The sequence below is a fragment of the Microcoleus pseudofavosus SVA1_A4 genome (assembly GCF_036700565.1).
GTDB lineage: Bacteria > Cyanobacteriota > Cyanobacteriia > Cyanobacteriales > Microcoleaceae > Microcoleus.
Window position 1 is genome coordinate 1 of the sequence record NZ_JAUBPE010000034.1, and the last position, 22,656, is coordinate 22,656.

Consider the following 22,656-nt stretch of genomic DNA (forward strand, 5'->3'; position numbering starts at 1 on the left):
TCGACTTTTTTTGACGCTTTTATTGATTTTAACTATTTTACACTTATTCGGATATTTACAAAACCGGGATGCTCCCCCTCGCGCCGCCTCCAGAACATTGTCACCAATCGCAATAACTTTGTAGATTCGTACCTGCATCAATGTACTCGGATGGTTGTCAGTGAGTTCCTAGCTTTGGGTGTAACCAGAGTTGCTATTGGCAAGAACGCGCAGTGGAAAACCAGAATCAATCTGGGACGTAGAAATAACCAGAATTTTGTACAAGTACCGCACGCCAGATTCATTGAAATTCTGACTTACAAATTAGAGTCAGTCGGAATTAAAGTTGTGGTGGGTGAAGAATCTTATACGAGTAAATCTTCATTTTTGGATTGGGACACCATCCCAACCTATACATCCAACAACAAAGAAAAACCCACTGAAAGTGGCAAGCGGGTGGCGCGCAGTTGGTACGTTGCTGCTGATGGTTCAAAAATTCATGCCGATGTGAACGGAGCGTTCAATATTGGTAGAAAAGTAATCTCAACGTCGTTTGATTGCCTCCAATCAATTGTGCTGAGAGATAGAGGGTGTCTGGTAGTGCATCCGAGGCGAATAACGCCTGCGTTCCCCTCATATTTGGGTTCTGCTCGGGCGTTGCTTAAAGCCCCTGTAGGCGGTCAATCGCTCTGTCTATGATTGTCCATCTGAAAGGGAACTATACCCGCAAGCTTCTTCCCAAGCCTCGGTCAAAGCAGCCCACTGTTCGGGTGTTTCGGGTTTTTGTCGCACCAGTGTCAGGAAATTGGTTTTGATGCGGGCTTCTGCGGTATCAATCCCAGACTTCACCAGTTGCATTTCAAACGATGGATCGCTGCTGTGGGCTAGGATGTCGGCGTAGTCCGTGTCCAGCAAATCGATTTGTTCTAGCGGCGAATCAGTCATTTAATTAATTAGTGACAACTGTTGATTATCAATCATTTTCAACTCTTCTTTGATGGTTCCACAGCAATTCTACAATTTGTTGAAAATCTTCGAGTTCGGGATCGAACCCATAACCTGCTTCCCAAGCCTTAGTTAGAGCCGCCCGCTGTTCTGGAGTATCGGGTTTTTGCCGCACCAGGGCGAGGAAATTGCTTGTCCTGCGGGCGGATGCCGGGTCTATCCCCAGCCCGAGCAGTTGCAGTTCTAACGCGGGATAGCTGCTGCTGGCGAGGATGTCAGCATAGTCGGTATCTAGCAAATCCAGCGGTTCGAGCGGCCAGTCAGTCATTCTCTGCATTCCATATTTATTAGTGCCTATCTCACCATCATTTCACGCTTGTCTGACTCTTGAGCGATCGCCAAGTCAGAGCACACAAAGTACACAGCAGCAGAAACTGTAGGGCGATCGCACACAGTCCCGGCGACCCCTAGGTTTTTTTACTTGCTATCCTCAAGTTGTCCTACTGGTAGAGGTAGGCCTTTTCGATTTATTCGGAATCACTCAATGGCTACGGCTATCAATGTCTATTTGATGTTGTATCCTAAACCTGTTCTTGCCAACGTGCTTTTAGATAGGCCAGAATTGCTTAAAGAGGTGGGAGGGGTTCGATCGCATTTCTGATGAGGCGTTAATTGGTGAGGGGCGCGTGTATGGGGGTGGATTGCATAAGCTGGAGCCGAGGGAATTGGGTAATGCTCTAGCTGAAAGGATTCTTAAGATTTTATCAAAAGAAGCGTACCTGAGTTATAAGTAGGAACTGAACACGATCGCTATCTGATGTTTCATGTCGGGTGGCGTGGAGAAAGACGAATGTTTGGGTATGTTATTAACATTGAGATGAGGATCGTTGAGTTATCAAATTGAATATGCTGACGCTGCTATTGAGCATCTAAAATTTTTAACAACTCGGCAGCAACGAACTGTATTAGATACTGTAGACGAACAACTCAAATATGAACCCCTAATTGAGACAAGAAATCGCAAACCGATGGAACCTAACAGTTTAGCAACCTGGGAATTGCGGATCGGAAATTTACGGGTGTACTACGATGTAGAAGAAAACACAGTTTCTGTAGTCTACATTCAAGCAGTTGGAGTCAAAAACCGCAACCGAGTTCGGATCGGTCAGGAGGAAATTGAACTATGAAATCAGTAGAACTCGCACAAGCAACTGAATCTTTGGGTAAACATATTCAAGTTTTGGGGAAAGAGCCATTGCTTGTTACCATCAAGGGAACTCCTGTAGCTGTCCTAACACCAATCGCCGACTTAGAAAATTTACCCTTAGCAACAAGTCCAGATTCGCTAATATTAATCAAAAAATCTTTGCAGCGACAACCGTCAGATTGTGCAGCACCATTAGCCGATTATGTCCGTAGTTTGGGAAGAGAACCTACGATCGCAGCATTTGAAAGTAAACCTGTTGCTGTTTTAGTAGCTATAGCTGATATTGAAAGGGTTTCTTTAAGTAGCAATCCTCGGTTTTTGGAGATTATCGATCGCTCCAAACAACAGCAAAAAGCAGGTAAAGTTGTCAGTAGTGAGGATGTGCGAAAGAAGTTAGGGTTAGGGTGAAGAAAGGAGCGATTCTGTTTTGTAATATCTGTTGAGGGGTGGAGTGATTTTTATTTTTTATTGTTGCTGTTAATTTCATTTTTAATTACTTCAATTTATTCGACCCGATCTATGTTACAAGCTTGTAGTTGAGATAGCTACTAAATCCTTTCGTCAACCCGCTTTTGCCAAAGTGCTTTAGACAGCTTACTCCCAAACTATTCGATCTCCAGTATTAGTAATCTCAGCCTTCGGATAAAAACAAATTTGAATTGCTAGGTCAACAAGTTTTTCCAATTCTAGGTTGTTGGCATACTTGTGAGTGAAAAAGAGGGGAATCCAAATATCATAAGACTTATACAGATCGATACATTTCTTTGAAACGGCTTGTATTGTTGTTTCCATATCGCCACTACTCAAGATGTTCGCAACAAGCTCCCCTGTATTGCGTCTCCAAACTGCTCCCCACAAGCCATCATTGCAGTCAGCATCCCCTGTATTAACCGCCATACGCAATTTTATTAGCGTCCCGTCCGAACTAACAAGATCGAAGTCAAACCAGTAATATTTTCCAATGCCATCCAGATAGCGTGCCCCTCCACAAACTCTAGCGTTTTCTATGTGGTGTCCTGGAATATTTGGACAGTCAATGTATTTAGCCGTACTACATTGTCCTAAAACTGAAATTGGGTGAATCGGAACAACCATTTCATTTTCATTGAAAATGCCCTTTCTATTGAAAGCCTGCTTTATCCATGTTGGCAACTCTGACCCTATAGCATTTTTAATAGGTGACAAATTGTTAATGCAAGTTGGCCAGGTGACTTGCCTATCATCTTTGTCATATAGAATCCATTTCCTCTTCATTTTGCCTAGGAATCTCTCTGTGCTTAACCTTAACCTACCGGTTTAGAAAATCTCAGTAACTTAATAACCTTGATGTGAAAACTAACTGTTAATTGTATCGCAGTTGCGGTCTAACACGCCACTACAGCGCATGAAACCGCAAGCATTTAAGCCCTAAACTTACGCTTTTTTATAGGTTCCACCCAAATCGTGCAGAATCCCGACGTAGATGCACGTCCTGCGACTTCCAGAGTCACCCCCAAACGCCGAACATCCTTTTTACATTCTAAATTAGTCAAACTATCCGAATTCCACTTCATCAAATTCCGAGCAAACTTCCGCCTGCTCCTGAGTTAGATGAACCGCTTCCCCCAGCGCAAACCTTTCTTGCGACCAAAGTTAACCCATCTATCCCATCAAAACACCTATACCCACAGTCGTCAACAGTATACCCGCCGCCACCACCAAAGAACGCGCAGAAGTCACTACCCTCGTCAATTCTGTCTGACGAACCAGAGAACTGTCAGCAAAAGCAATTTCCCCGACTAACTTTTCATTGCACCGTAGCCAATAAAACTAACGATCGCCCAATCACTATGAACGATCGCCTCAAACCGAATCATCCATCCACCCGCACTCCAAACAATCCCAATGCACCGGCGGTGTTTCGTACTTGGGGAACGGGCGTTCACACCGGGGACACCGGCCGGTAAACAGTGGGTGCGTGTCCAAAAGTTCTAGCTGCTGTTCCAAAGTCCACCGCTGCCTCGGTTGCAGAATCAATTCGCCGTTGTAGTAGCTTGCTCCTTCGGGTTCCCACAGTTCCTCTGGTTCGGCGTTAGGGTTTTCTCGAAAGTCAATGCAAGTATCGGTGTTAGGGCCTGTGGGATGCACGGCACAGATGAGGTGTGGGTTGCGGCCGTAGAGGAGACAGCGATCGCACTCATGGATCTTGGGCATGGCGGGGGTGTTGGGGTTGGAGTTTGAGTTTAGTTTGCCAAAAATTGAGGTGTTGGTGGCGATCGCAAATGGCGTTGTGTAGCGATAGCTTGCGTAATTGGGCGTAACTTGTTGCTGAAAGTCCTAGATAAACAACAGCTTTTCTAGATGCCTATCCTTGAGGCTGTGAGCTATCTACCGCTCACCCATGCTGGGGACTCGTGCTGGCGCGGGCTATGAGGGGTAGCAGTGCAAGAATGAAGTTGTAAGTTTTCATAGAGGGGATGAGGAAGTTCACAGCCCGAGTGCTGCGCTCGGCATCTCTCAATCAGGAGGAAAAGGGGATGGATCGGGCAACTTTAAGGCAAATGGCGATGGCTGCGCTTTCACAAGTTGGCATTCAATTGGATGAAGCTAACGTCAAGGCGGAGATTGACGGTAATTGGTTTCTTGGTGGTCTTGAGCCAACCAATCAACTTTACATCGTGCATTTGCTAGTTGACGGACAAGGGCGGGAAGAACCGGGGCGACACGGTTGGGTAGAGTTCAATTGGAAAGGAGAGATGCAGAGTTGGACTCTGGAGGAACAGGATGAATATGGTAAGCAAGAAATTGCCAGCAGCAATGATGGGATTGAGTACGATCGCATGAATCCCCCTATCCGCAAGCCCATGCCCATTCGCTATCGACCGCTCTTACCCCCTGCCAGCCCCACACCCTAAGCGCGGTAGTTAGTGCATACCGTCTTGCCCTAACGAGTCTCCATCAGCCACCATTTCTGAGAGAAATGTCAGGGGATTGCTCATATCAGCAGCGAAACCGAGGATGGCGCGATCTCGATGCTCGTAGACTAAATCTCTCCGAGCGTCAAACAAGAAAGTTGCGCCTCGCTGAGTGAGATAAGCAGCATTTGGAACGTAGGTTTTCCAATTACTCAGCACTTCTGTCATATTCCGCAGCCGCAAAGTTGCCAATTCAAACGGACGCTGGAAACCCTTGCCACCTGCCCACCGGAAAGTGGAGCCTAGTAGGGCTGGAAGAGGGAAAGCCTGAATAATTTCACCATCACCAATTAATTGAGGTGCTTTTGCGTCGCCTCGATACCCTCTCCATACTTCTGCCAGAGTGCCAGGGCTACCAATCCCGGAACACATCAACAATAGATTGACGTAAGCATTCATAGCAGTCGATAAACCGGGTAGTTTTAACGATAAACCTGGATACAGGTCAAGTTTTTGGTGCAGTTGGGCGCTGGGATCTACAAACAAACAGTCGCTAGGAAATCCTGTATAACTACAGAATCGCTGACCCGATGAGCGATCGCCAATTCCCACAGCTCGAATTGCTATTCCTCGTGTTTCCAGCCGTTGAGCGTCCCGCTGCAACCACCAAGCATATTCAAGGCTGTCGAAATCTCCCAATTGTGGCAAAAGCATCACCAATTGCTTAGAGGATTCGCAACCGTTTAAGATGGGTAAAACGGCTCCGTCACTCACCCGTTGGCGTTCGGTTTGACTCAAGAGGGTATGGATATTCATCGGCTAATTATCTATAAAGGAATTTAAGCGTGCATTCGGGGAGTTTGGGCATGGCGGGGCGGGTTGGGTTTTGCTTTGGGTTTAGTTTCCCAAAAATTGAGGTGTTGGGAGCGATCGCAAAGCAGCGGGTCGTGGTAATCTGCTTATCAGAGAATGGATAAATAGTAGTGTTTATTGCCTAAATGATGAGGATATAGAGTCCCTCCCTTGGACATTTTATTGAATTCGATGGGCGATAGAAGCAGCCTTTTAATATTTGGATATTTTACTAATAATCAATAGAAGAGTTTCTGGGGTGCTTAGGTGAAACAACTATGAGAAAAGGTGCAGTGATAGACTTAATCGGGAGCTACCGCTACTCGTTATGGAGGGAGTGGGATATTAATGCTCCAAGGGTCGTTTTTGTTATGCTTAATCCCAGTCGTGCGGATGCAACTACTGATGATCCCACCTTGCGTCGCTGCATCAGTTTTGCTCAGTCTTGGGGTTATGGTTCGCTTGAAGTGGTTAACCTATTTGCTTACCGCTCTTCAAAACCCACAGAACTAAAAAAGGTAACTGACCCCGTAGGGTCAGAAAATGACCGCTATCTCGAAAAAGCTGTTAAATCAGCGGATAAAATTATTGTAGCTTGGGGTAATAATGGCATTTTTAAAAACCGATGTAAAGAGGTTCTCGATTGGCTAACTAGCTTAGATACACTCTACTGTTTGGGAATTACCCAGAGAGGTTGTCCACGCCATCCACTGTATGTTAAGAGTAACACAAAGCCTGTATTTTATCGATTTTAAATTAACTGAGGTTTGTTAGGTTTTAGATAAATATCAGACAAGTGCTAACTTGTCAAGGTTTTATTAAGTTCAATCTTAGACTAAGTTGCAGTATGAATATTATCGGTCATGGTATTGATATTGTTGAAATCAAACGAATTAAAGAAATAATAGATAGGTTCGGAAATCGTTTTGAAACGCGATGCTTTACAGAGGCAGAATGTATGGCGGCTGGAGCTGGTCTCAACCGTAGCCCGTCCCCTGTTTCGGGATGGACAAGAATATCTAACCCCTCGCGGTGGAGCATCAACCAAGGAACGACTTTGCCAAACTGCGGGGGTAAAAACGCAACTTGATACATCGCTGCTTGCGGGTGGGGGCCTATGGGTTTGTCGTGCCAACGGCCTAGCTGCACCTCAAACTGAGCCAATCCTTCGCGCACGCGCGCTGCTGCATCGCGGCTATCACTGTCAAAGTAAATATGTGCGTGAAAACCAACAATTTCGATGGTGTCTGCTTTCATCATTTTCAGTGGGTTATTGAGCCGACATCATGATAAAACGGCTGTTAACTTCAGACTAACTTGGTGAACGCCACTTAGGAGGTGCGGTTGTGTGCGTTACCGCAAGGCCGCGATGGCTCCGCCCCGGATGGAGCCTACGCACTCTGATGGATTTTGCGCGTGACAGGAATGTTGGGTGTGGTTCCAGTTCTCCCAGAATTGGGTTGGCTACGTTCGCCAACAAGTTCTGGGGTTAGGTAGTGAAAACCGACTCTCAGCAATACGGAAAATTCTAATCAGCCTCTTAAAAGCGAAGGCTACGCTTTATAAATCCTTTTGCGAAAAGCAACTATGAGCAACAGCCCTCAAAATCAAGACTCGCTCGGAGAAAAACTCAAAGCAGCTTTTGATAGCGATAATTCTGACAAGAATTATAATGCTGTCAAAGGAATCGTTAGTTCTGTACCGACAGTCGGGTCGTTATTCGCAAGCTTTTTCGACAGCTATATCGTTCCTCCAGCAACGCAAAGGACTTATAAATTTTTAGAAACTTTAGTCCGAGAATTAGAGAACCTAAAATCTAAAATCGAATTAGTTGATTTTGAAAGTCCCGTTTTTCTGACAACTTTTCTCCATGCGTCTCAGATAGCTCGCCGCACTCATCAGGAGCAAAAACTTGAAGCTTTGAGAAATATAGTTCTCAATTCATCTATTCCCAGAGCCTTAGAGGATGATGTTTTAGCAATGTTTCTTAACTGGATTGATGGTTTTGCCGAACTTCATATCTCAACTCTAAAGCACCTTCACTACCTGGATAGGTATGCCCCAGAGCAATTACACACATATTTTCCTATGTTGGAACAAAATAGGGCTGTATACAATCAGGTTTTGAAAGACTTGGCAGACCGAGGTTTGATAAGTTTAAAAGAAAAATATATTACGGAAGAAGATGAGGATAATTTATATCTGCAAAGGTTAGGGGGTCCTATACCTTTAGCTTCTTATGGTAGCAGCTATAATCTAGGCAAAAGAAAGAGCGGAAAAGAGATCAAAATGAAAACTTTTAGGCATCGAGAAGATATTGATATTCTCCTTAAAAATAATCGTTCATCTAGTCAAGCAAGCAAAACCACAGACTTAGGAAAGCAGTTTATTAAGTTTATTGAAAGTCCCTCTATTCAAACAGAATATATGTAAAATTTATTACTTCCAAGTCGCTCTCTTTAAACCAGAGTTTTTTAGGGAGGATGAGCGCACTCACCTCGAACATGGAGCGATCGCATCCAACTCAAAATCATGCTCGCACTTTGGGTTTCATCTCGTACAAACCCCGCAGCACGACCTTGACCGAAAGGAAACGCGAAATAATTACTTAGTTTGCCGATGCAATGGGGGCTGGGCTTGCGTGCATATAAAGTGTAGCGACCGCACTCTTCGAGATTGGGGGCATGAGTTGGTGTTTGGTTTGGTTTCTCCCCAAATTGGCGTATTGGTGGCGATCGGCAACAAGTTTGGTAATAGATTGGTTATGGTGACAAGAGAACTTGCCAAGCCTGACACTCCGCTTATTTCCGAATATGTTAACCGTGGATAAAAACTTGAAAACTTTGTCTGTTTTCCTACCGATTCTAGCACTGGGCATTGTTGCCACACCTGCACGCGCAGGCCGAATTGAGGGAGCATCTGTTTCCTGTTGGTTGCTTCGCCGAGACAAGGTAGAACTTAAACAAACCTGCATCTATGAGTCGGTTTCTTGGGCAGGAGGCGGAGGAAGGACTTTGCGTTGGAAAGATGGCCGGCAAACAAAAATGACGTGGGGATTACAAGGGCGTGGAGAAAGACCTTGTGCCGAGGATAGCACGAGCATAGATGGTGTCTGCGGTGCGGTATATTTCCGCCATCCCACCACCGTGAAAGCGGATTTCTGAAGAAGAGAGCTACAAGCGTGCCATAAACCGCCAACTGGCCGTGACCTGTGTCCAAGTACAAGATAAATCAATCTGCTGGCTATTTAAAGGAAATTAATTACAAAGAGAGAGGTGTGAGTGTTAAAGTTACATTCGCCGAAGTACCCAAAATATATCAAATCTCATAGCAAGTTGCGTTCAGACGTACAATCATGAGTGATACCAAGTCGGGGTATAAACCATAATTCCATGAATAAAAAAAACTTTTTGCTGATACTCTGTCTGTTGCTACCAAGCCTAGTTATAGGCTGCAAGCAGCCAGAGACTTCTCAACAACAAGCATCAAGTCCGTTTGCGGCCACACAAACCACCACGCTCCCAGGTTGGAAAAAGTTTGAGGGACGCGGTGCCCAATTGCAGTTACCGGAGAGTTATAGGGGCGGAGATATCAGCAAAAATCTGGACGTGGTGGTTCAAGAGCTGGAATCTTGGGGACCCTACTATCAGCAGGTAGCTCAGTTTCTCAAACAGAATCCATCCGCATACGCCATTTGGGCTCATGACTCGAAGGTGGGTAAAGCCGGTTTTCTGACTAATGTCGCTATTGCTGTAGAGTCAGTTGGATCTACAGTGACGACAGATACATACTTGGATATGATTACCAAACAATTACCTAGCGAAATTCGTGTCGTGGAGCAGAAGAAGGTATCGCTTGGCGGCTATCAGGCAGGTCAGATTGGGACAGAAACAATAATTCCGAATGGAACATCTGTCAAACAGATAGTCTACACGATTAAGCAGGGAAGCAATATGTGGACTGTTGCATTTACTACCAGTGCTGAGGAATTTGAACAGCGCTTGCCCTCGTTTCAACAAAGTATTAACACGTTTTCAGCGAGCGATTAACTAGACTTTTTTCCAGCGAACATTGTATGCCTGTTGTATAATCAGATGGGGTGCTTTATGGTAGTAACTTATTTAGTCTGTACACGAATATACTTTTGGTTTCGGAGTGAAAAGCTGTTTCATAATTACCTAAAGTTTTTTAGGGATAGTTGCTGAATTAATACTTGTAACTGTACTGCAATCAATTATGTTTGTAAGTGCGAGCGCACTTATCTAATTCGTTGACATCTCGATTTTGACTCACATCATCTTCTATCCCGATCGCCAATCGCATCCAACTCAACAGCCGACAAAACTTTGGGTTCCATCCCGTACAAATCTTGCAGCACAACCTTGACATTGGGAAACGCAAAATACTCTGTCAGCTTGCCAATGCGATAATTAAAAGCTTTGTACCGATGCTTGAAGTACAGCTCCACATTCCCCCGGTGTTCCCACAATCCCAGCAAATTGACGGTCACATCCGAGTAATGCGCTTTCACATCCCGCTGCACCTCGGCGATTCGTTCCTCGATCGATCGGGTAGTAACGCCAATCTTGTAGAAAATGTTGCCATCCGCTTTTACTTCAAGAAAATAAAGCGAGTTCACCAGAATCCGACGAAGCTGTGCTCGATAAATCAGCAAATCAGCCCGCCGTTCGTCCAAGCAAGATAAACCCGCAGCTTCAGCAATTTCTACAGAGCCTTCTAACTTAACTAACTCTGACAGCAGCAGCGGTTCCTGGACTTTGTTGAACAGCGCCAGGGGAAGCGCGCCGACGGGGATTTTACCCAAGTCGGTAAAGTGATAAGTGCGATCGTCCTCCGAATCCAGTAATCCTTTCAACTGCCACCGAAAGTTTACCAAGTCTTTGGGAATCGATCGCTTTTGGGCCCCGTACTCTTTCCACAGCACTTTCAATTGCTCTAGTTCCTCACCCTTGAGTTCGATATTGAAGCTGTCGTAAAGGGGCAGCGATGGGAAAGCTTTGGTTTTAATCCGCTGCGACACGGGCTTGCAAGTCTCAAGAGTGTGCGCGAAGTGATGTTCTTTCACCGAACCCTTTTTTGCTGTCAATCCGCCGCCACAGTAGAGGCAAGCGAGGTTAGTTTTTCCGCGCGCAACCTCATCAATGCCCGTCAGTTCGCCGCTGAGAGCAACACCGTATTTTAGCCACATTGTCAACAATTCTCCTTTCAGCAGGTTTTGTAGATGCACCTGCTCCACACGATCGAGAATCGTAACAAATCTAGGGGGTGAGAACTTCTGCCTTGGGAAAGAAAGCGATCGGCACTCGATGCTCTTGATGCGTGACTTTCATCCTTGCATCCCAAATCTAAAATCTAAAATCTAAAATCTAAAATCTAAAATTGCTCGTCACCAATCAGGAATTTCTTCAGGCTCCGAGTCTGATAGGCCTTGTGACAGTTGCTCTCTCGCTAACGGCACAGCGGGCAATTCATGCTCTACACCGGGATGTGTCTTTTCCGGTGTAGGAAAGCATGGAAAGACTGGCGATCGCTCCTTTGACTTGATCCGGCTTCACTTATAAGTAGCGCTGTAACTGTTCGAGGTTGCTGTGACCGCTGATTTCTTGAATAATCCGCAGCGGAATTCCAGCGTTGCTCATCGCTCGTCAGGGCCGTTCTCCTAAAACTGTGGGTGGATGCTCCCTCGATGCCGGCGCGATCGAACGCTTCTCTCAAAATCTGATCCGCTGAGTTGGGGTGCAAATGCTTCCAGTGGTGGTTCGGGTAGCGGCCGGGAAATAAATAAGTCTGACCCGCGTTGGGTTTCCAAGATGTTAGGAGCGATCGCAAATCTTCAATGACGGGAATCGTCCTGGTTTGGAGTTTTCCTTTGGTGTTGGCTTTGCGGAAGTTGATTGTAGGTCGGACTGTACCTCTGGCAGTGTAAATATCGATGACTTCCAGGGAACAAGCTTCGGCAATGCGGCAGGCGGTGTAGAGGCAAACTCCGAACAGCGTGCGATCGCGTGAGGTTTGCAAACCTTTGTTGAACAAAAGCTCGATTTCCTGTTGCGTGAGTATCTTGGCCTGGCCGTGCCGTTCTATCTTCATGCTTCGTGTAAACTCGACCCGATACCACAGAGTTTGCCGCAAATACTGCATTGCTGCATCGGTAGACGGGGATTTCTTAACGTGGTAATTCAGCTCACGATGGTTAGAATACACAGTATCCGTCGCTGGGTTGGAGACGGGACTAGACAAAATTAGCCCGTTCCTTCGCTGACTGTTATACAGCGCGATCGCACAAATTTGTCGGGTAAGCGTGATTATGCTTTGCTGCGCCTGCTTTGGGGTAATGCTTTGAGACGAAATAACCGGGGCCGCGACCAACAAGCCGTTACCGAAATGCTTGACTCTATGTTTTGAGTATTTTTACAGGCTGGTGTCAATAATCCATTGATGAGGGCTTGTTTTTGCCTGTGCTCAAGCCCTAGATTTTGCGACATTGGCGACGATAGAGTATTGGCTGTCAGTAGGTTTTACGTTTGAGGTCGCGAGAGAAGTTCTAAAAAAACTTCAGGAGAAGTATCTGGGGCTTTTGAGCGATCGGGAGCCAAAGCGGTTAATATTTGTCAAGGAGTCGCAGGCAGGAGATTCTAAGCTGATAGAGTTCGATGTGGAAAAAGTAGTAGCAGCTTGGGCTGAGGGTAAGTTTGTAGTACCAGTTTGGTTAGATGTGATTTATGGACGGTTGCCTAAGAAGATGAAGGGATAGGGTGGAGCGAATTGTGAGTGGTGTGATCGTAAGCGCTGGTTAGCGGAGAATGGAGCAAGTTATGACCTGTAGGCATGAGTGAGACGTGGGTGCGATCACATTTGACCCAACGCTGGAACGGCAGGATTCATCGGATGAGGGGGAGTAGAGCTAATTTTAGAGAGCGCTCAAGGGTGCGATCGCAAATTTGTGTTCTAGCAACTTCTGCACTATCCCGATGTCGTAACCCTATTCCAGTAAATGAGTGACAGATGCTGTAAAACTCGGCTAGGCTGGATTTCTGACATACAGATTCGGTTTATTTCCCCATTTTCACCACTTATTAGAACTTTAAACCTTGGAATTAGTATGAGTAACAGTGTAGAAGTAACAGTGAAGCACAATGGTCAAGATACTGACGCAGAACATTGCTCGGTTCATCCTGAGATATTAGCTAATATTGGCAGTGAACTATTTCAACAAATTCGTATCCTTGGATCAAATAAAGAACCTGTACTATACAGCGTGAAAAGCTTAGAGAGTAAAAAGCTGATTAAAATGTCTGAAGATGCGCTTTTACGCATACAAGCTAATCCAAACGTTAATAATAAACTATTAGTGAGCGGTGAGGTAACTGCCTCTCTGAATGAAGCCGAAGCTCAAAAAAAAGGTGAGTTCATTGAACGTTTAACTGATGACGGGACAAGCAAACACTTAGTTGTCATTGCTCCACACGGCGGGCTGATTGAACACTCTACTGACCTACAGGCTGAGTATGTGTCATCCCAATTAGCTGGAAAAGGGACTGTATGCTGGGTGTGTAAAGGTTGGTCATTAGATGGGACAAGAAAGCGAGCCTTTGAACAGTGGCATATCACATCTACTGACATTCATATAGAATCATTTCCAAAACTCAAAACAATTATTGGGCGAGGTTTTGACAATGCTATATCTTTTCACGGTTTTAGCAAAACGAGACAGCGGATAGAAGAAGACGTTTTAATTGGAGGAAGCATTGACCAGGACGTTAAAGACAAAATAATGAATTCGATTCAAGATAAAGTTCCAAATCTGAAAGTGAAAGTAGTTTCTAAAGGTGAAAGATACAGTGGTACTGCTCCCAGCAACATTGTTAACCGTTTAGCGAAGGGAAGAGGATTACAGTTGGAGCAGTCTAATAAAGCTCGGATATGCTGGCAGCAGATTGCTGATGCAGTAACTGCTGTTTATAACCTCTTAATTTAAATTGTGTACTTGTCGTATTTAGTGGTCTAACAACGCCCATGCACACCGACCGTTGGGAGGTTGTCTGTTCGGTACAAGACGTTATCTGGGGCGAGTGATAGGCAACCTTAATCAAGAAAAATACTTCGCTCAAAAAGTTTTTTGATAGCCACTCATGTCCCCAAAGGGCAACCGACAGTGATCGCAACACCCATCCTCCCACAACGCCGACACCTTAAACCGCGCCCCACAATGAGGAGACTCCGATCGCAACCTTAACCCCTACTTTTCGCACCCCTGCGTTTGCTTAAACTGCCCCTCAATCTTATGACAAGGCGAGTGGGCATAACACGCCCCACACCACAGAATCGGTTCCAACTTCATCCCTACTCCAGGAGGCGGTAACATTCCCTGTAACCCTTGGGTTGTACTCCCTCATACTCAGTAGCCACCAGCTATCAGACAAAAATTCGAGTTATGGATTTTAGCGGGTGATCACCCGTCAACTCTTCTCAACCTTGTCCAATCTGTGTCAGGTAGTTGCAGGCGATCGATTCTTGCGCCACTTCCTATTCCTCTTGAGTCTGACCCCGGTCGCAACGCTGGACGCAACAGACGGGGATACGCGGAAGGTTCAGAAACTCAGCAGGCACAGAAAGCTTGACACTCTCATGATTTATGACGACAATCGCAGTCGTAACCAAGGAGACGTTACTGAAATGCTTGACTCTATGTTTTGAATGTTTTTACAGGCTTGTATCAGTAATTCGTTAATTAGGAACGATTTGTCTCTACTTGAAACTCGGTGAAAACCTTTGCCTGCTCTAACACCAACTCGATCGCAAGAGCTTGCATATCGGGCGGATAGCCATATTGTCGCAATAAGCGTTTAACCATCACCCTCATTTTTGATCGGACGCTTTCTTTGAGATTCCAGTCGATAGAAGCGTTTTTGCGTACCCGTGCTACCAGGACGATCGCCAATTCTCGCAGTTGGTCTTGTCCCATCACGTCCCGCGCACTCTGGGTTTGGGCCTGGTTGTTACCCCCAGATTGGTCGCTTGGATGAGATTTTAAGGGAGATGGCAATTAAGTCTCTATCCAGAGGGTTTAAGAAGGTTGAAAAGACTGTTTTGTAGGAAGTGGCTAGGGAGTACGCATGACTCATACTGAAATTCAGCCTTGGTTATTTGCAATCGCGCCTTTACCTGGAGAAAGTTTAAGTCATTTTTTAGGGCGGTTTAGGAAATGCAACCACTTAACGCCTAGTAGTTTAGGCCAGATAGCGAAAATTGGGGCTGTAGTGTTACGTTGGGAACGCTTTCATTTCAATCCTTATCCTACTCAGCAGGAGTTTGAGGCTTTGGCGGAGGTGGTAGGGGTTGAGGGTGAAAGGTTGTGGGAAATGCTGCCGCCAACAGGAAAGGGGATGAAGTGCGAACCGATTCGGGTATGATGTGGTGCTTGTTATGTCGAGTCGCCTTGTCATCGGATTGAGTGGCAGTTTGAGTCTGTTTGGAAGTGCGACCGCCATCAGCTTAAGCTTTTAGCTAAGTGTCCGCAGTGTGAAGCACGATTCAAGATACCTGCACTGTGGGAGAATGGGAGATGCGATCGCTGTCGGTTATCTTTTGCTGAAATGGAAAAATAATTTATTAAACTGTATAATAAAGGATTGTATTTTTTTCTTGACATTAATGCTTGCTTTACATCAATATATAAAATATAGTTCAAAAGAACTTAAAACTTTCTTGTGCTACTATGACCAACTCTTACGGGTGGATCACTGAACGTTATGATAGCTAATTCTGCTTATGAGTTATTAGAATCCGCATATACTGGACTCAATTTTGATGAAGGCGACTTATTGAGTTCAGAAGTTTCCTTTGCCGAAATAACTTCGGAGCAGTGGATAGAAAAAGGAGACTGGTTGAATTTAGCGAAACAAGTTAGAATAGAAAAAGTTTTTTTTGTTAAAAATAATCCAGTTATTGTTTTTGCTAAATGTGATGATCAAGAAGACGAAAAAGTGCGCCAAATGTTTAATAAAATATGGTGTATGGCTAGACCTAATTACTTATTTTTGGCGAAGGAAGGTGAACTAGCTATTTATGATTTAACAAAACCACCCGCTAGAAATGTAGAAGAATGGAAAAAAAATAAACCTTTAGAAGTTGCTAAAAATACGACTGAGGTTGTCTCAAAACTATATCACTATAGACGGGAACAAATTGAATCAGGAAAGCTCTTTGAAGATGAGCGTTTTGGAAGCTCCAATCAACGTGCTGATCAGTCACTTATTCAGGATTTAAAAACAGTTCGTTCAGCTTTGATGTCCCAAGGTTTAAGTGGTAGTAAGATTAAATATGCTCATGCTTTAATTGGAAGATCAATATTTATTCGCTATTTAGAAGATAGAGCAATTTTAACTAAAGAATATTTCCAAGAAATAGCACAAAACGATCCAATATGGCAAGCCTTACTTAATGCTCCTGATGATGAGTTAAACATAGAAAAAGAAGCTAAACAATATTATATAAAAGTATTAAGTAACAAAGGTTTTACTTATGCCTTATTTCACAAACTCAGTCAACATTTTAATGGTGATATGTTTCCTTCAGATCGACAAGAAGAGGAATCCATTGAACAAGAACATCTATCCCTGTTACAGAATTTCCTTAAAGGTGATGTTGATGAGCAAAAAAAATTATTTTTCTGGGCTTATAAATTTGATATAATTCCCATTTCCTTAATTAGTAGCATCTATGAGGAGTTTTATCATGAATCTAATACAGAAAAAAGTGATCATGGCACTCATTATACCCCTAGTTCATTAGTCGAATTTCTTTTATCTAAAGTCTTAACATCAGATTGCTTAACAACTAATCCTCGTATTCTTGATCCTTGTTGTGGTTCAGGAATCTTTTTAGTAGAAGCATTTCGGAGAATTGTTAGATACCGAGTTTATCAGAATCATAAACAGCGATTAAATTGGCAAGAATTAAGAGACATATTAAAAAGTCAAATCGCTGGCATAGAAATTAATTCAGAAGCAATCAGAGTTGCTGCATTTAGTTTATATTTAGCCTTACTAAACTACCAAGAACCTCCCGATATTTTATCTCAAATTAAACAAGGTCAAATATTGCCAAGTCTTATCTATAAAAGTAATTCAGCGATTGATAATGATAATTTTAATAATCTCGTATGTGCTAATGCTTTTACGGATTTTTCTAGATCAGAATATCCTATCTTATCTAATAACTTTAGTAGTCAATGTGCCGATGTCATTGTCGGTAATCCTCCTTGGGGATCTCCTAAAACAACGGATAGACAAGGTACACAAGAATTAAATATAGCCCTAAAATGGTGTCAAGAATATGACTATCCAGTAGGAGATAAAGAACGTTCTCAAGCTTTTATTTGGAGGGTATTAGATTTTTTAAAAGATAATGGATGGTCAGCATTGCTCGTTTCAACAAGTATTTTCTTTAAAATACAGGATAATAATAACGCTTTTAGGCAACAATGGTTAAGCAGTGTTTTGTTAAAAGAAGTAGTAAACTTTGCTCATGTTCGTGATGTTTTCTTTCAATCTAGTAATAGTAATAAATCCAGTTCTGCAATCTCTCCTTTTGCTTCAATTATTTTTCAGAAAGTAAATCAAACAGAATTAAACTTAAAGGATCAAGTTGTAAGTTATTGGTCTGCTAAAAAAAAGGCTATTATTAAAAATATTAAAGCTGTTATTTTAAGTATTGTGGATCGTCGTGGTATTAGACAAAGTGATCTGCTTCGTAATGATTCTTTCTGGAAAATTTACTATTGGGGAAACCATCAAGATGCTGGATTAATTCAATCTATAAAGTTGGCTCCAACATTAAAAGAATTACATGATCCTAGTAATAGTGGTCAAGGGTTTTCAGAAGGAAAAACAGATAAAAAAGATAGTCCGTTGTTACCAACACTATTTCCAACGGATAAATTTGAACGATATGGGTTGATTTCTTCTTCTTGGTTTGAAAAACCGCCTAAACAGGTAACTCGACCAAGAAAAGCAACTTTATATCGTGGAGAGCGTCTATTAATCAAGCGTGGCATTAGTCAAAGGGTAAAGAAACAAGGAGAAATTGTTGCGCGATTTGAATCAGAGACATTTTCTGTTAGAAACTCTATTAACTCCATTAAATTACTCAATCCTGAAACATGGAAATATCAAGTGATTTTAGGTATTATTTGGTCTTCTCTTCCTCGATACTATTTCTTTTTAACTTCAAGTAACTGGGGGATTTGGCATGATGAAATTTACACCACTCAATATCTAAGTTTACCTATCATTTTTCCAACAGCAATACTTCGGACAGTTTTAGATATAGTCGAGTCTCCGAAACCCTTACTGGCTATATGCTGGACTATTTTTTCAAGGTTTAAGTAAGCGCGCTAAGTTTCAGAAAATGCGTAAAAAATGGCAGGGCTTCCTCGCCCTCGGCTTACAGGGCCGTTAAAAAACTGTCCGAAGTATTGCAACAGAACAAAATATAAAAGAAAAAGTAATCAATATTGTTAAAAAATTGCAAAAATGGAATCCTATTGAGTATAGTCTAAAACATCCTGAAGGCAAAACAAAACAGCAAATAGAAACAGAACTAGCTGAATTAGAATATCAACTAGATGAAGCAATATTTGATGTCTATGAACTTACAACTGCCGAACGGGATCTCATTCGTGATATGTGCAATGTAGGGATAGAATTTTACTATAATCACGTTAATAGTGAAGCAGTAAAACCCGTTAAACCATATCCTCAGCAAAGTCAAAGAATTTTAGGAGATATTAATAAAAATCGTCAAAATCAAAAAGGACTGGAAGGTTATTTGCAAGCATTTCTAGAAATTTGGAATCGTGAATTAGAACCAGATGGTGAATTTAGTTGGCAAATTATTCGACCTAACTTTAATGGTTCAATGAATCCTATGTTAGCAGTTATTTTCTATACTCAGGAATATGGAATTCAACCTCAACCTTCCTCTAAATCAGAGCAAACAGTATGGCAAGAACTTCTTAAACAACTAGGCAATGAAGAAAATGGCTCATTAATTCCCTATGATAGTCATCAAATTTACCTTGATGGTATGGTTCGTTCAGTTTCTGATACTGAAATAATCATTATCAAGCGTAATGAACGAAGATTATGGACTCGTAGTATGGCGCGTGAGGATGCAGAAGCAACAATGCTTCAAGTTATTAATTTACAAGAATATCAGGAGAGTATTTAATTTATGGCCAAACCAAGTTTACTAAGAAGAAAAACAACAGATGTTGATATATGGGGGAATCACGAAAAAAGAGTTTTGGCTATTTTTATGCTTGCTTTAAAAATGCTTCAACAGGAACAAGAATTACCTCTACAGGAAGATCAAATTAATCGTAAGCTGTCCTTTTATATCCGTCGTGCTAACAAACAATTAAGTGACTCAAATCAAGGACTTTCATCACCTTGTATGTATGAAGCCAATATTCAGCCTGATGCTGATGATATAATTAGATCTAAACGAGAACATAAACGACCTGATTTTCAATGGGGAATCTGTGATACGAATGAAACTAATCCCGATAAAATGGATAAGTTTTATATTTTAGAAGCTAAAAGATTGGGTTCTCCATCAAGTCCTCAATGGATATTAAACGAAAATTATATTTTAAATGGTATGAAGAGATTTATTTTAGCTGAATGGGGTTATGGTAAGTCTGCTTCTTCAGGAGCAATGATCGGTTATATTCAAAATATGGAATTAGATGATATTTTAAAGGAAATTAATAATCATTGTTCACAAGTAACAATTATGGTGTTAACTTTATCATCTGAAGGATGGAGGAATGATGTTAGTCGTCTTGATAATCAATTAGAGCGTACTACTATATTACCTAGTCCATTTGATTTGAGACATCTTTGGGTAGATTTGCGAAATCACCATCAAAATTCGGATAATCCTCAAGACTCTTCTCCATAAAAAGCTTCCAAATTCTCCCTTAAACGCCGATGTATCATCTCCCCCGAAAATGGAATCAAGGGCATAGCCTGACTATTAATTCGGATAAAAGCCTCTTCAGTGTCAAAATCTTTCAATTCTAACTTATTCGGACTTAGTAAAATCATCAACCGCCTCAAATCTTTGGATGACGCATCAACCTTGAAAATCTCAGGGTGATTTTCTTTCAACATTTTCAACGATTCCTGCGCCGTCTCAAAACTCAACCCCACCGACAGCAAATACTCCATCACCATCAACCTAAACCAAGAAAATCAGAATAAGTCAAGCAAAATCAACCTAAACCAAATTAAAGCGCCGATCGCCTCGTGTCGATCGCCTCGATGCCTTGCGTATCTGGCACGGCTCTCAAAATGCACAATCTAGCGCGTTGTGGTTGGTGGCTGTTGGGGTGATGATTGGATCGTTGGCACGGTCGGAGCGCTGCCACGGCTGCCACGGTTCGCAGGTCTAGCGCTGTTGCCACGGTCGGAGTGTTGGTTGGAGTGTTGGCAAGGTTAGAGCGGTTGCGGGTCTAGCTTTTTTACGTTAAACCTTCAGATAGGGGTTCTTGGTTAGGTGAGGTATATCATTCTTATGTTCAAAAATCTTGGGATTCGTCTAATCTTCACTGCCGGAGTTTTCTTTCCTTCTTTTTCTGGTGCGAGTGTCGCTAGTCCGTTGCTCCAAGTTCAAAATCCCAACGCATATCCAGAGGCTGACAAAAATGGAGACTACCGCATTGTCAACGGAAATAGTGTAGTCATGCCTTGGGTGTGGGAAGCCGTAGATCCAGAAGGTTTGAATGTTCGCTGTCAAGATAGGACTGGTCCGAGTAACCGACTGGATATGCTTGAGTTGCCAGTTGATAGGATTATGCCACCTGGAGAAAGATTTGATACTGTTGGAATTTCTCTTGACCGGCGGGGAAAACCTTGGCTATGGGTTGGTACTTCATTCAGTCGATTTCGCTGCTGGGTCAGAGCTAATACAAATTACGTCCGACCGATTTAAAGAATTAATCGCAACCTATAGCCTTTCTCGCTTTAAATTCCAGAATTTTTTGGCTTACGAGGGGCATAATTACCTCCAATTCATCAGCATATTTGCATAAGCTGGTTCAAGGCTTGCAACTGCTACAGCTTCATTAGGATATCGGTATAAGCTGACCCAGGGCTTAAAACTGCTACAGATTCATCAATATCTAACAGTTTTCCGCCTATCCCCACTGTGCTCAAAATGGCAGGTTTCCTTTACCTTTCGCAACCTATACCATCTTTGTCGCGATCGAATCTGTGAGGGTCTGGTTGTAATACACGAAAGCGTTTATGAGGAATGTCGCCACAATTTAAATCAGGTGGTGCAGGCGGGATACACACGTCGGGGTAACTGGGGTCGCAATTATTTCGTGGACTCGGCGCAGGTCTTTGTGGAGTTGGTGCAGGTTTTTGTGGAGCAGCAGCGGGCTTTACTACACACTGATTTTTTCTATAATCCCACGGTGGGCAAGGATTAGTTTGACTCCATAGCCCAAGCCGTTGCTGCTGAGCCGAACTCTGAGCTTGCCGCAATTGTTGAGCGCTGGTGCGACAGTTGCTGATGTACTCCTCGTAGACCCACGCTTGCCCTTCTTGTAGCAATTGCAGATTAATATTTCTGTCACTGAACACGACTCCAACCGTGCGCCCGTATTGGTCTTTGTCCACAGGAAGAACTTTAACTGATGTACCTCTGGGAAGAAGCGCACTAAGACGATCGCCTGCCTCTTTTCCTCCCGGTTGATTTCTTTCAGGCGTGTCAATGCAAGCCAACCTCACGGTTATGTTTTGTCCGCTGGTGTTGCGGATCGTGAGCGTGTCGCCATCGCCGACGCTAACTACCTGGGCATTAATAGCTTGATTGTTTGGCTGAGAAACTTGAGCCGTAATTGCTGGGACGATCGGAACGATAAACATTAATGTTAGAGTCCGTTAGTGTTTGCTAGGTGATTAATTGCTGTAATTGCTGCGGTGCTTCGGACTTCGATCGTCCGCTTTGCAGGCAAAGTCACGGATTTTAGATTTTAGATTTTAGATTTTGGATTGCGAATAATCTCGATCGAACCCAGTCCCAGATTTGCTGGGGAGTGGCGGGCAATCGGACTGAAAAGTAAAAATAAGCGCAATTCCCTACCGACTACTGATTAATCAGGGGCGATCGGCTATGAGTTTTCATGAGTTTTCATGAGTTTCCATGAGTTTTCATGAGTTCATGAGTTTTCATGAGTTTTCATGAGTTTTCATGAATTTTCATAAGCTTCGGATATTTCTAATTATGTCTTTTTATGCGATCGTCCATCAACTTTTAGCGGCTGAAACTCTGCAAATTCCACCTTGCCGACGATCGCGTAAGAAATTTATGTGAGTGGCTGTATCCCTTCTAGCCGTAGGAAATATACGCGACCGGATTCATCACCTGCTACAATTGCTACTCCATTGGACGCAACGGTGTAGCAAAATAAGGCTGAAAGTAGCGATCGTCTCCCCACTTCTAAATCCCAGACTTTTAGGGTGTTGTCGTAATGCCGCAGAAATAGCTCTTTGCCCGTCGCCGGTAATTGCGATCGCATTGATGTAGGTAGTATGACCCGTCAATGTTTTAAGTTCTGTACCAGTTGTCAAATCCCACAACTTTAGCCTGTTATCCACCGATCCACCGTAGTGCAGTCTAAAAAAGTGTACGTCCAAATTGACCCAGACCACATAACCTCATCCAACAAGCTAGAGGCACAGT

General features: G+C 43.2%; 30 protein-coding genes. 16 read left to right on the forward strand and 14 right to left on the reverse strand.

Annotation, left to right across the window (positions count from 1 at the left end; all coding sequences use genetic code 11):
- On the forward strand, positions 1-678 hold a 678-nt coding region (locus tag QUA02_RS16140), incomplete at its 5' end, for an IS200/IS605 family accessory protein TnpB-related protein (RefSeq protein ID WP_333029196.1).
- On the opposite strand, the gene QUA02_RS16145 is transcribed toward QUA02_RS16140, so the two are convergent.
- Both QUA02_RS16145 and QUA02_RS16150 read right to left on the reverse strand, forming a co-directional pair.
- On the reverse strand, positions 673-924 hold the full coding sequence (locus tag QUA02_RS16145; RefSeq protein WP_333029197.1) for a hypothetical protein: 252 nt from the start codon (positions 922-924) through the stop codon (positions 673-675). The genes QUA02_RS16140 and QUA02_RS16145 overlap by 6 nt on opposite strands.
- 28 nt (positions 925-952) lie before the next feature.
- The gene (locus QUA02_RS16150; protein WP_333029198.1) at positions 953-1,252 is read right to left on the reverse strand and encodes a hypothetical protein; all 300 of its coding nucleotides are present in this window, start codon (positions 1,250-1,252) and stop codon (positions 953-955) included.
- A 559-nt stretch (positions 1,253-1,811) separates the two neighbouring features.
- Between QUA02_RS16150 and QUA02_RS16155 the strand changes: the two genes are divergently transcribed.
- Together QUA02_RS16155 and QUA02_RS16160 are read left to right on the forward strand one after the other, a co-directional pair.
- Complete coding sequence (locus QUA02_RS16155; RefSeq protein WP_333029199.1) at positions 1,812-2,111, forward strand: type II toxin-antitoxin system RelE family toxin; 300 nt, start codon at positions 1,812-1,814, stop codon at positions 2,109-2,111.
- Positions 2,108-2,539: a hypothetical protein gene (locus QUA02_RS16160; protein ID WP_333029200.1), complete on the forward strand. Its 432-nt coding sequence runs from the start codon at positions 2,108-2,110 to the stop codon at positions 2,537-2,539. The genes QUA02_RS16155 and QUA02_RS16160 overlap by 4 nt, the downstream gene beginning before the upstream one ends.
- A gap of 186 nt (positions 2,540-2,725) precedes the next feature.
- On the opposite strand, the gene QUA02_RS16165 is transcribed toward QUA02_RS16160, so the two are convergent.
- From QUA02_RS16165 to QUA02_RS16170, 3 genes are all read right to left on the reverse strand, one after another.
- The gene (locus QUA02_RS16165) at positions 2,726-3,316 is read right to left on the reverse strand and encodes a hypothetical protein (protein WP_333029201.1); all 591 of its coding nucleotides are present in this window, start codon (positions 3,314-3,316) and stop codon (positions 2,726-2,728) included.
- A gap of 215 nt (positions 3,317-3,531) precedes the next feature.
- Positions 3,532-3,684, reverse strand: coding sequence for a DUF6753 family protein (locus QUA02_RS33640; RefSeq protein ID WP_445305178.1), 153 nt, complete (start codon positions 3,682-3,684; stop codon positions 3,532-3,534).
- 289 nt (positions 3,685-3,973) lie between these two features.
- Positions 3,974-4,324, reverse strand: coding sequence for a hypothetical protein (locus QUA02_RS16170; protein WP_333029202.1), 351 nt, complete (start codon positions 4,322-4,324; stop codon positions 3,974-3,976).
- A 263-nt stretch (positions 4,325-4,587) separates the two neighbouring features.
- Here QUA02_RS16170 and QUA02_RS16175 point away from each other — a divergent pair, with 263 nt between their 5' ends.
- The gene (locus QUA02_RS16175) at positions 4,588-5,025 is read left to right on the forward strand and encodes a hypothetical protein (RefSeq protein WP_333029203.1); all 438 of its coding nucleotides are present in this window, start codon (positions 4,588-4,590) and stop codon (positions 5,023-5,025) included.
- A gap of 9 nt (positions 5,026-5,034) precedes the next feature.
- Here QUA02_RS16175 and QUA02_RS16180 read toward each other — a convergent pair whose 3' ends face one another.
- On the reverse strand, positions 5,035-5,841 hold the full coding sequence (locus tag QUA02_RS16180; protein ID WP_333029204.1) for a peroxiredoxin-like family protein: 807 nt from the start codon (positions 5,839-5,841) through the stop codon (positions 5,035-5,037).
- Positions 5,842-6,155: 314 nt separating this feature from the next.
- Here QUA02_RS16180 and QUA02_RS16185 point away from each other — a divergent pair, with 314 nt between their 5' ends.
- Entirely contained in the window at positions 6,156-6,632 is a 477-nt protein-coding gene (locus QUA02_RS16185; protein WP_333029205.1) for a DUF1643 domain-containing protein, read from the forward strand.
- A gap of 106 nt (positions 6,633-6,738) precedes the next feature.
- Here QUA02_RS16185 and QUA02_RS16190 read toward each other — a convergent pair whose 3' ends face one another.
- Positions 6,739-7,137 carry a DOPA 4,5-dioxygenase family protein gene (locus QUA02_RS16190; RefSeq protein WP_333029206.1) on the reverse strand — a complete coding sequence of 133 codons (399 nt, stop codon included), beginning with the start codon at positions 7,135-7,137 and terminating at the stop codon, positions 6,739-6,741.
- A gap of 327 nt (positions 7,138-7,464) precedes the next feature.
- Here QUA02_RS16190 and QUA02_RS16195 point away from each other — a divergent pair, with 327 nt between their 5' ends.
- The 4 genes from QUA02_RS16195 to QUA02_RS16210 all read left to right on the forward strand — a co-directional run bounded on the left by QUA02_RS16195 (position 7,465) and on the right by QUA02_RS16210 (position 9,926).
- On the forward strand, positions 7,465-8,310 hold the full coding sequence (locus tag QUA02_RS16195) for a hypothetical protein (RefSeq protein WP_333029207.1): 846 nt from the start codon (positions 7,465-7,467) through the stop codon (positions 8,308-8,310).
- A 50-nt stretch (positions 8,311-8,360) separates the two neighbouring features.
- Positions 8,361-8,489: a hypothetical protein gene (locus QUA02_RS16200; protein WP_333029208.1), complete on the forward strand. Its 129-nt coding sequence runs from the start codon at positions 8,361-8,363 to the stop codon at positions 8,487-8,489.
- A 231-nt stretch (positions 8,490-8,720) separates the two neighbouring features.
- Positions 8,721-9,041: a hypothetical protein gene (locus tag QUA02_RS16205; RefSeq protein WP_333029209.1), complete on the forward strand. Its 321-nt coding sequence runs from the start codon at positions 8,721-8,723 to the stop codon at positions 9,039-9,041.
- A 228-nt stretch (positions 9,042-9,269) separates the two neighbouring features.
- On the forward strand, positions 9,270-9,926 hold the full coding sequence (locus QUA02_RS16210) for a PDDEXK family nuclease (protein ID WP_333029210.1): 657 nt from the start codon (positions 9,270-9,272) through the stop codon (positions 9,924-9,926).
- Positions 9,927-10,171: 245 nt separating this feature from the next.
- Here the strand turns inward: QUA02_RS16210 and QUA02_RS16215 are convergent, their stop codons facing one another.
- Positions 10,172-11,086, reverse strand: coding sequence for a GIY-YIG nuclease family protein (locus QUA02_RS16215; RefSeq protein ID WP_333029211.1), 915 nt, complete (start codon positions 11,084-11,086; stop codon positions 10,172-10,174).
- Positions 11,087-11,373: 287 nt separating this feature from the next.
- A complete protein-coding gene (locus QUA02_RS16220) occupies positions 11,374-12,138 on the reverse strand; it encodes a tyrosine-type recombinase/integrase (RefSeq protein WP_333029212.1) in 765 nt (254 codons plus the stop codon).
- A 244-nt stretch (positions 12,139-12,382) separates the two neighbouring features.
- Here QUA02_RS16220 and QUA02_RS16225 point away from each other — a divergent pair, with 244 nt between their 5' ends.
- Together QUA02_RS16225 and QUA02_RS16230 are read left to right on the forward strand one after the other, a co-directional pair.
- On the forward strand, positions 12,383-12,652 hold the full coding sequence (locus QUA02_RS16225; RefSeq protein WP_333029213.1) for a hypothetical protein: 270 nt from the start codon (positions 12,383-12,385) through the stop codon (positions 12,650-12,652).
- Positions 12,653-13,000: 348 nt separating this feature from the next.
- Positions 13,001-13,876, forward strand: a complete 876-nt coding sequence (locus QUA02_RS16230) for a poly-gamma-glutamate hydrolase family protein (RefSeq protein WP_333029214.1) — start codon at positions 13,001-13,003, stop codon at positions 13,874-13,876.
- A 753-nt stretch (positions 13,877-14,629) separates the two neighbouring features.
- Here QUA02_RS16230 and QUA02_RS16235 read toward each other — a convergent pair.
- Complete coding sequence (locus tag QUA02_RS16235) at positions 14,630-14,944, reverse strand: type I restriction enzyme endonuclease domain-containing protein (RefSeq protein WP_333029215.1); 315 nt, start codon at positions 14,942-14,944, stop codon at positions 14,630-14,632.
- A gap of 70 nt (positions 14,945-15,014) precedes the next feature.
- Here QUA02_RS16235 and QUA02_RS16240 point away from each other — a divergent pair, with 70 nt between their 5' ends.
- From QUA02_RS16240 to QUA02_RS16255, 4 genes are all read left to right on the forward strand, one after another.
- Positions 15,015-15,311 (forward strand): TniQ family protein, encoded by a 297-nt coding sequence (locus tag QUA02_RS16240; protein ID WP_333029216.1) that lies wholly within the window; start codon positions 15,015-15,017, stop codon positions 15,309-15,311.
- Positions 15,312-15,650: 339 nt separating this feature from the next.
- Positions 15,651-18,290: an HsdM family class I SAM-dependent methyltransferase gene (locus tag QUA02_RS16245; protein WP_333029217.1), complete on the forward strand. Its 2,640-nt coding sequence runs from the start codon at positions 15,651-15,653 to the stop codon at positions 18,288-18,290.
- Between the two features lie 136 nt (positions 18,291-18,426).
- A complete protein-coding gene (locus QUA02_RS16250) occupies positions 18,427-19,131 on the forward strand; it encodes a hypothetical protein (protein WP_333029218.1) in 705 nt (234 codons plus the stop codon).
- Positions 19,132-19,134: 3 nt separating this feature from the next.
- Entirely contained in the window at positions 19,135-19,866 is a 732-nt protein-coding gene (locus QUA02_RS16255; protein WP_333029219.1) for a hypothetical protein, read from the forward strand.
- Here the strand turns inward: QUA02_RS16255 and QUA02_RS16260 are convergent.
- Both QUA02_RS16260 and QUA02_RS16265 read right to left on the reverse strand, forming a co-directional pair.
- A complete protein-coding gene (locus tag QUA02_RS16260; protein ID WP_333029220.1) occupies positions 19,848-20,078 on the reverse strand; it encodes a hypothetical protein in 231 nt (76 codons plus the stop codon). The two genes, QUA02_RS16255 and QUA02_RS16260, sit on opposite strands and share 19 nt — an antisense overlap.
- A gap of 116 nt (positions 20,079-20,194) precedes the next feature.
- On the reverse strand, positions 20,195-20,371 hold the full coding sequence (locus QUA02_RS16265) for a hypothetical protein (protein WP_333029221.1): 177 nt from the start codon (positions 20,369-20,371) through the stop codon (positions 20,195-20,197).
- A gap of 110 nt (positions 20,372-20,481) precedes the next feature.
- On the opposite strand from QUA02_RS16265, the gene QUA02_RS16270 reads away from it, so the two are divergent.
- A complete protein-coding gene (locus QUA02_RS16270) occupies positions 20,482-20,898 on the forward strand; it encodes a hypothetical protein (RefSeq protein ID WP_333029222.1) in 417 nt (138 codons plus the stop codon).
- A gap of 239 nt (positions 20,899-21,137) precedes the next feature.
- Here QUA02_RS16270 and QUA02_RS16275 read toward each other — a convergent pair whose 3' ends face one another.
- On the reverse strand, positions 21,138-21,839 hold the full coding sequence (locus QUA02_RS16275; RefSeq protein ID WP_333029223.1) for a thermonuclease family protein: 702 nt from the start codon (positions 21,837-21,839) through the stop codon (positions 21,138-21,140).
- Positions 21,840-22,334: 495 nt separating this feature from the next.
- Entirely contained in the window at positions 22,335-22,625 is a 291-nt protein-coding gene (locus tag QUA02_RS33645; protein ID WP_445305179.1) for a WD40 repeat domain-containing protein, read from the reverse strand.
- Between the last annotated feature and the right edge of the window lie 31 nt (positions 22,626-22,656).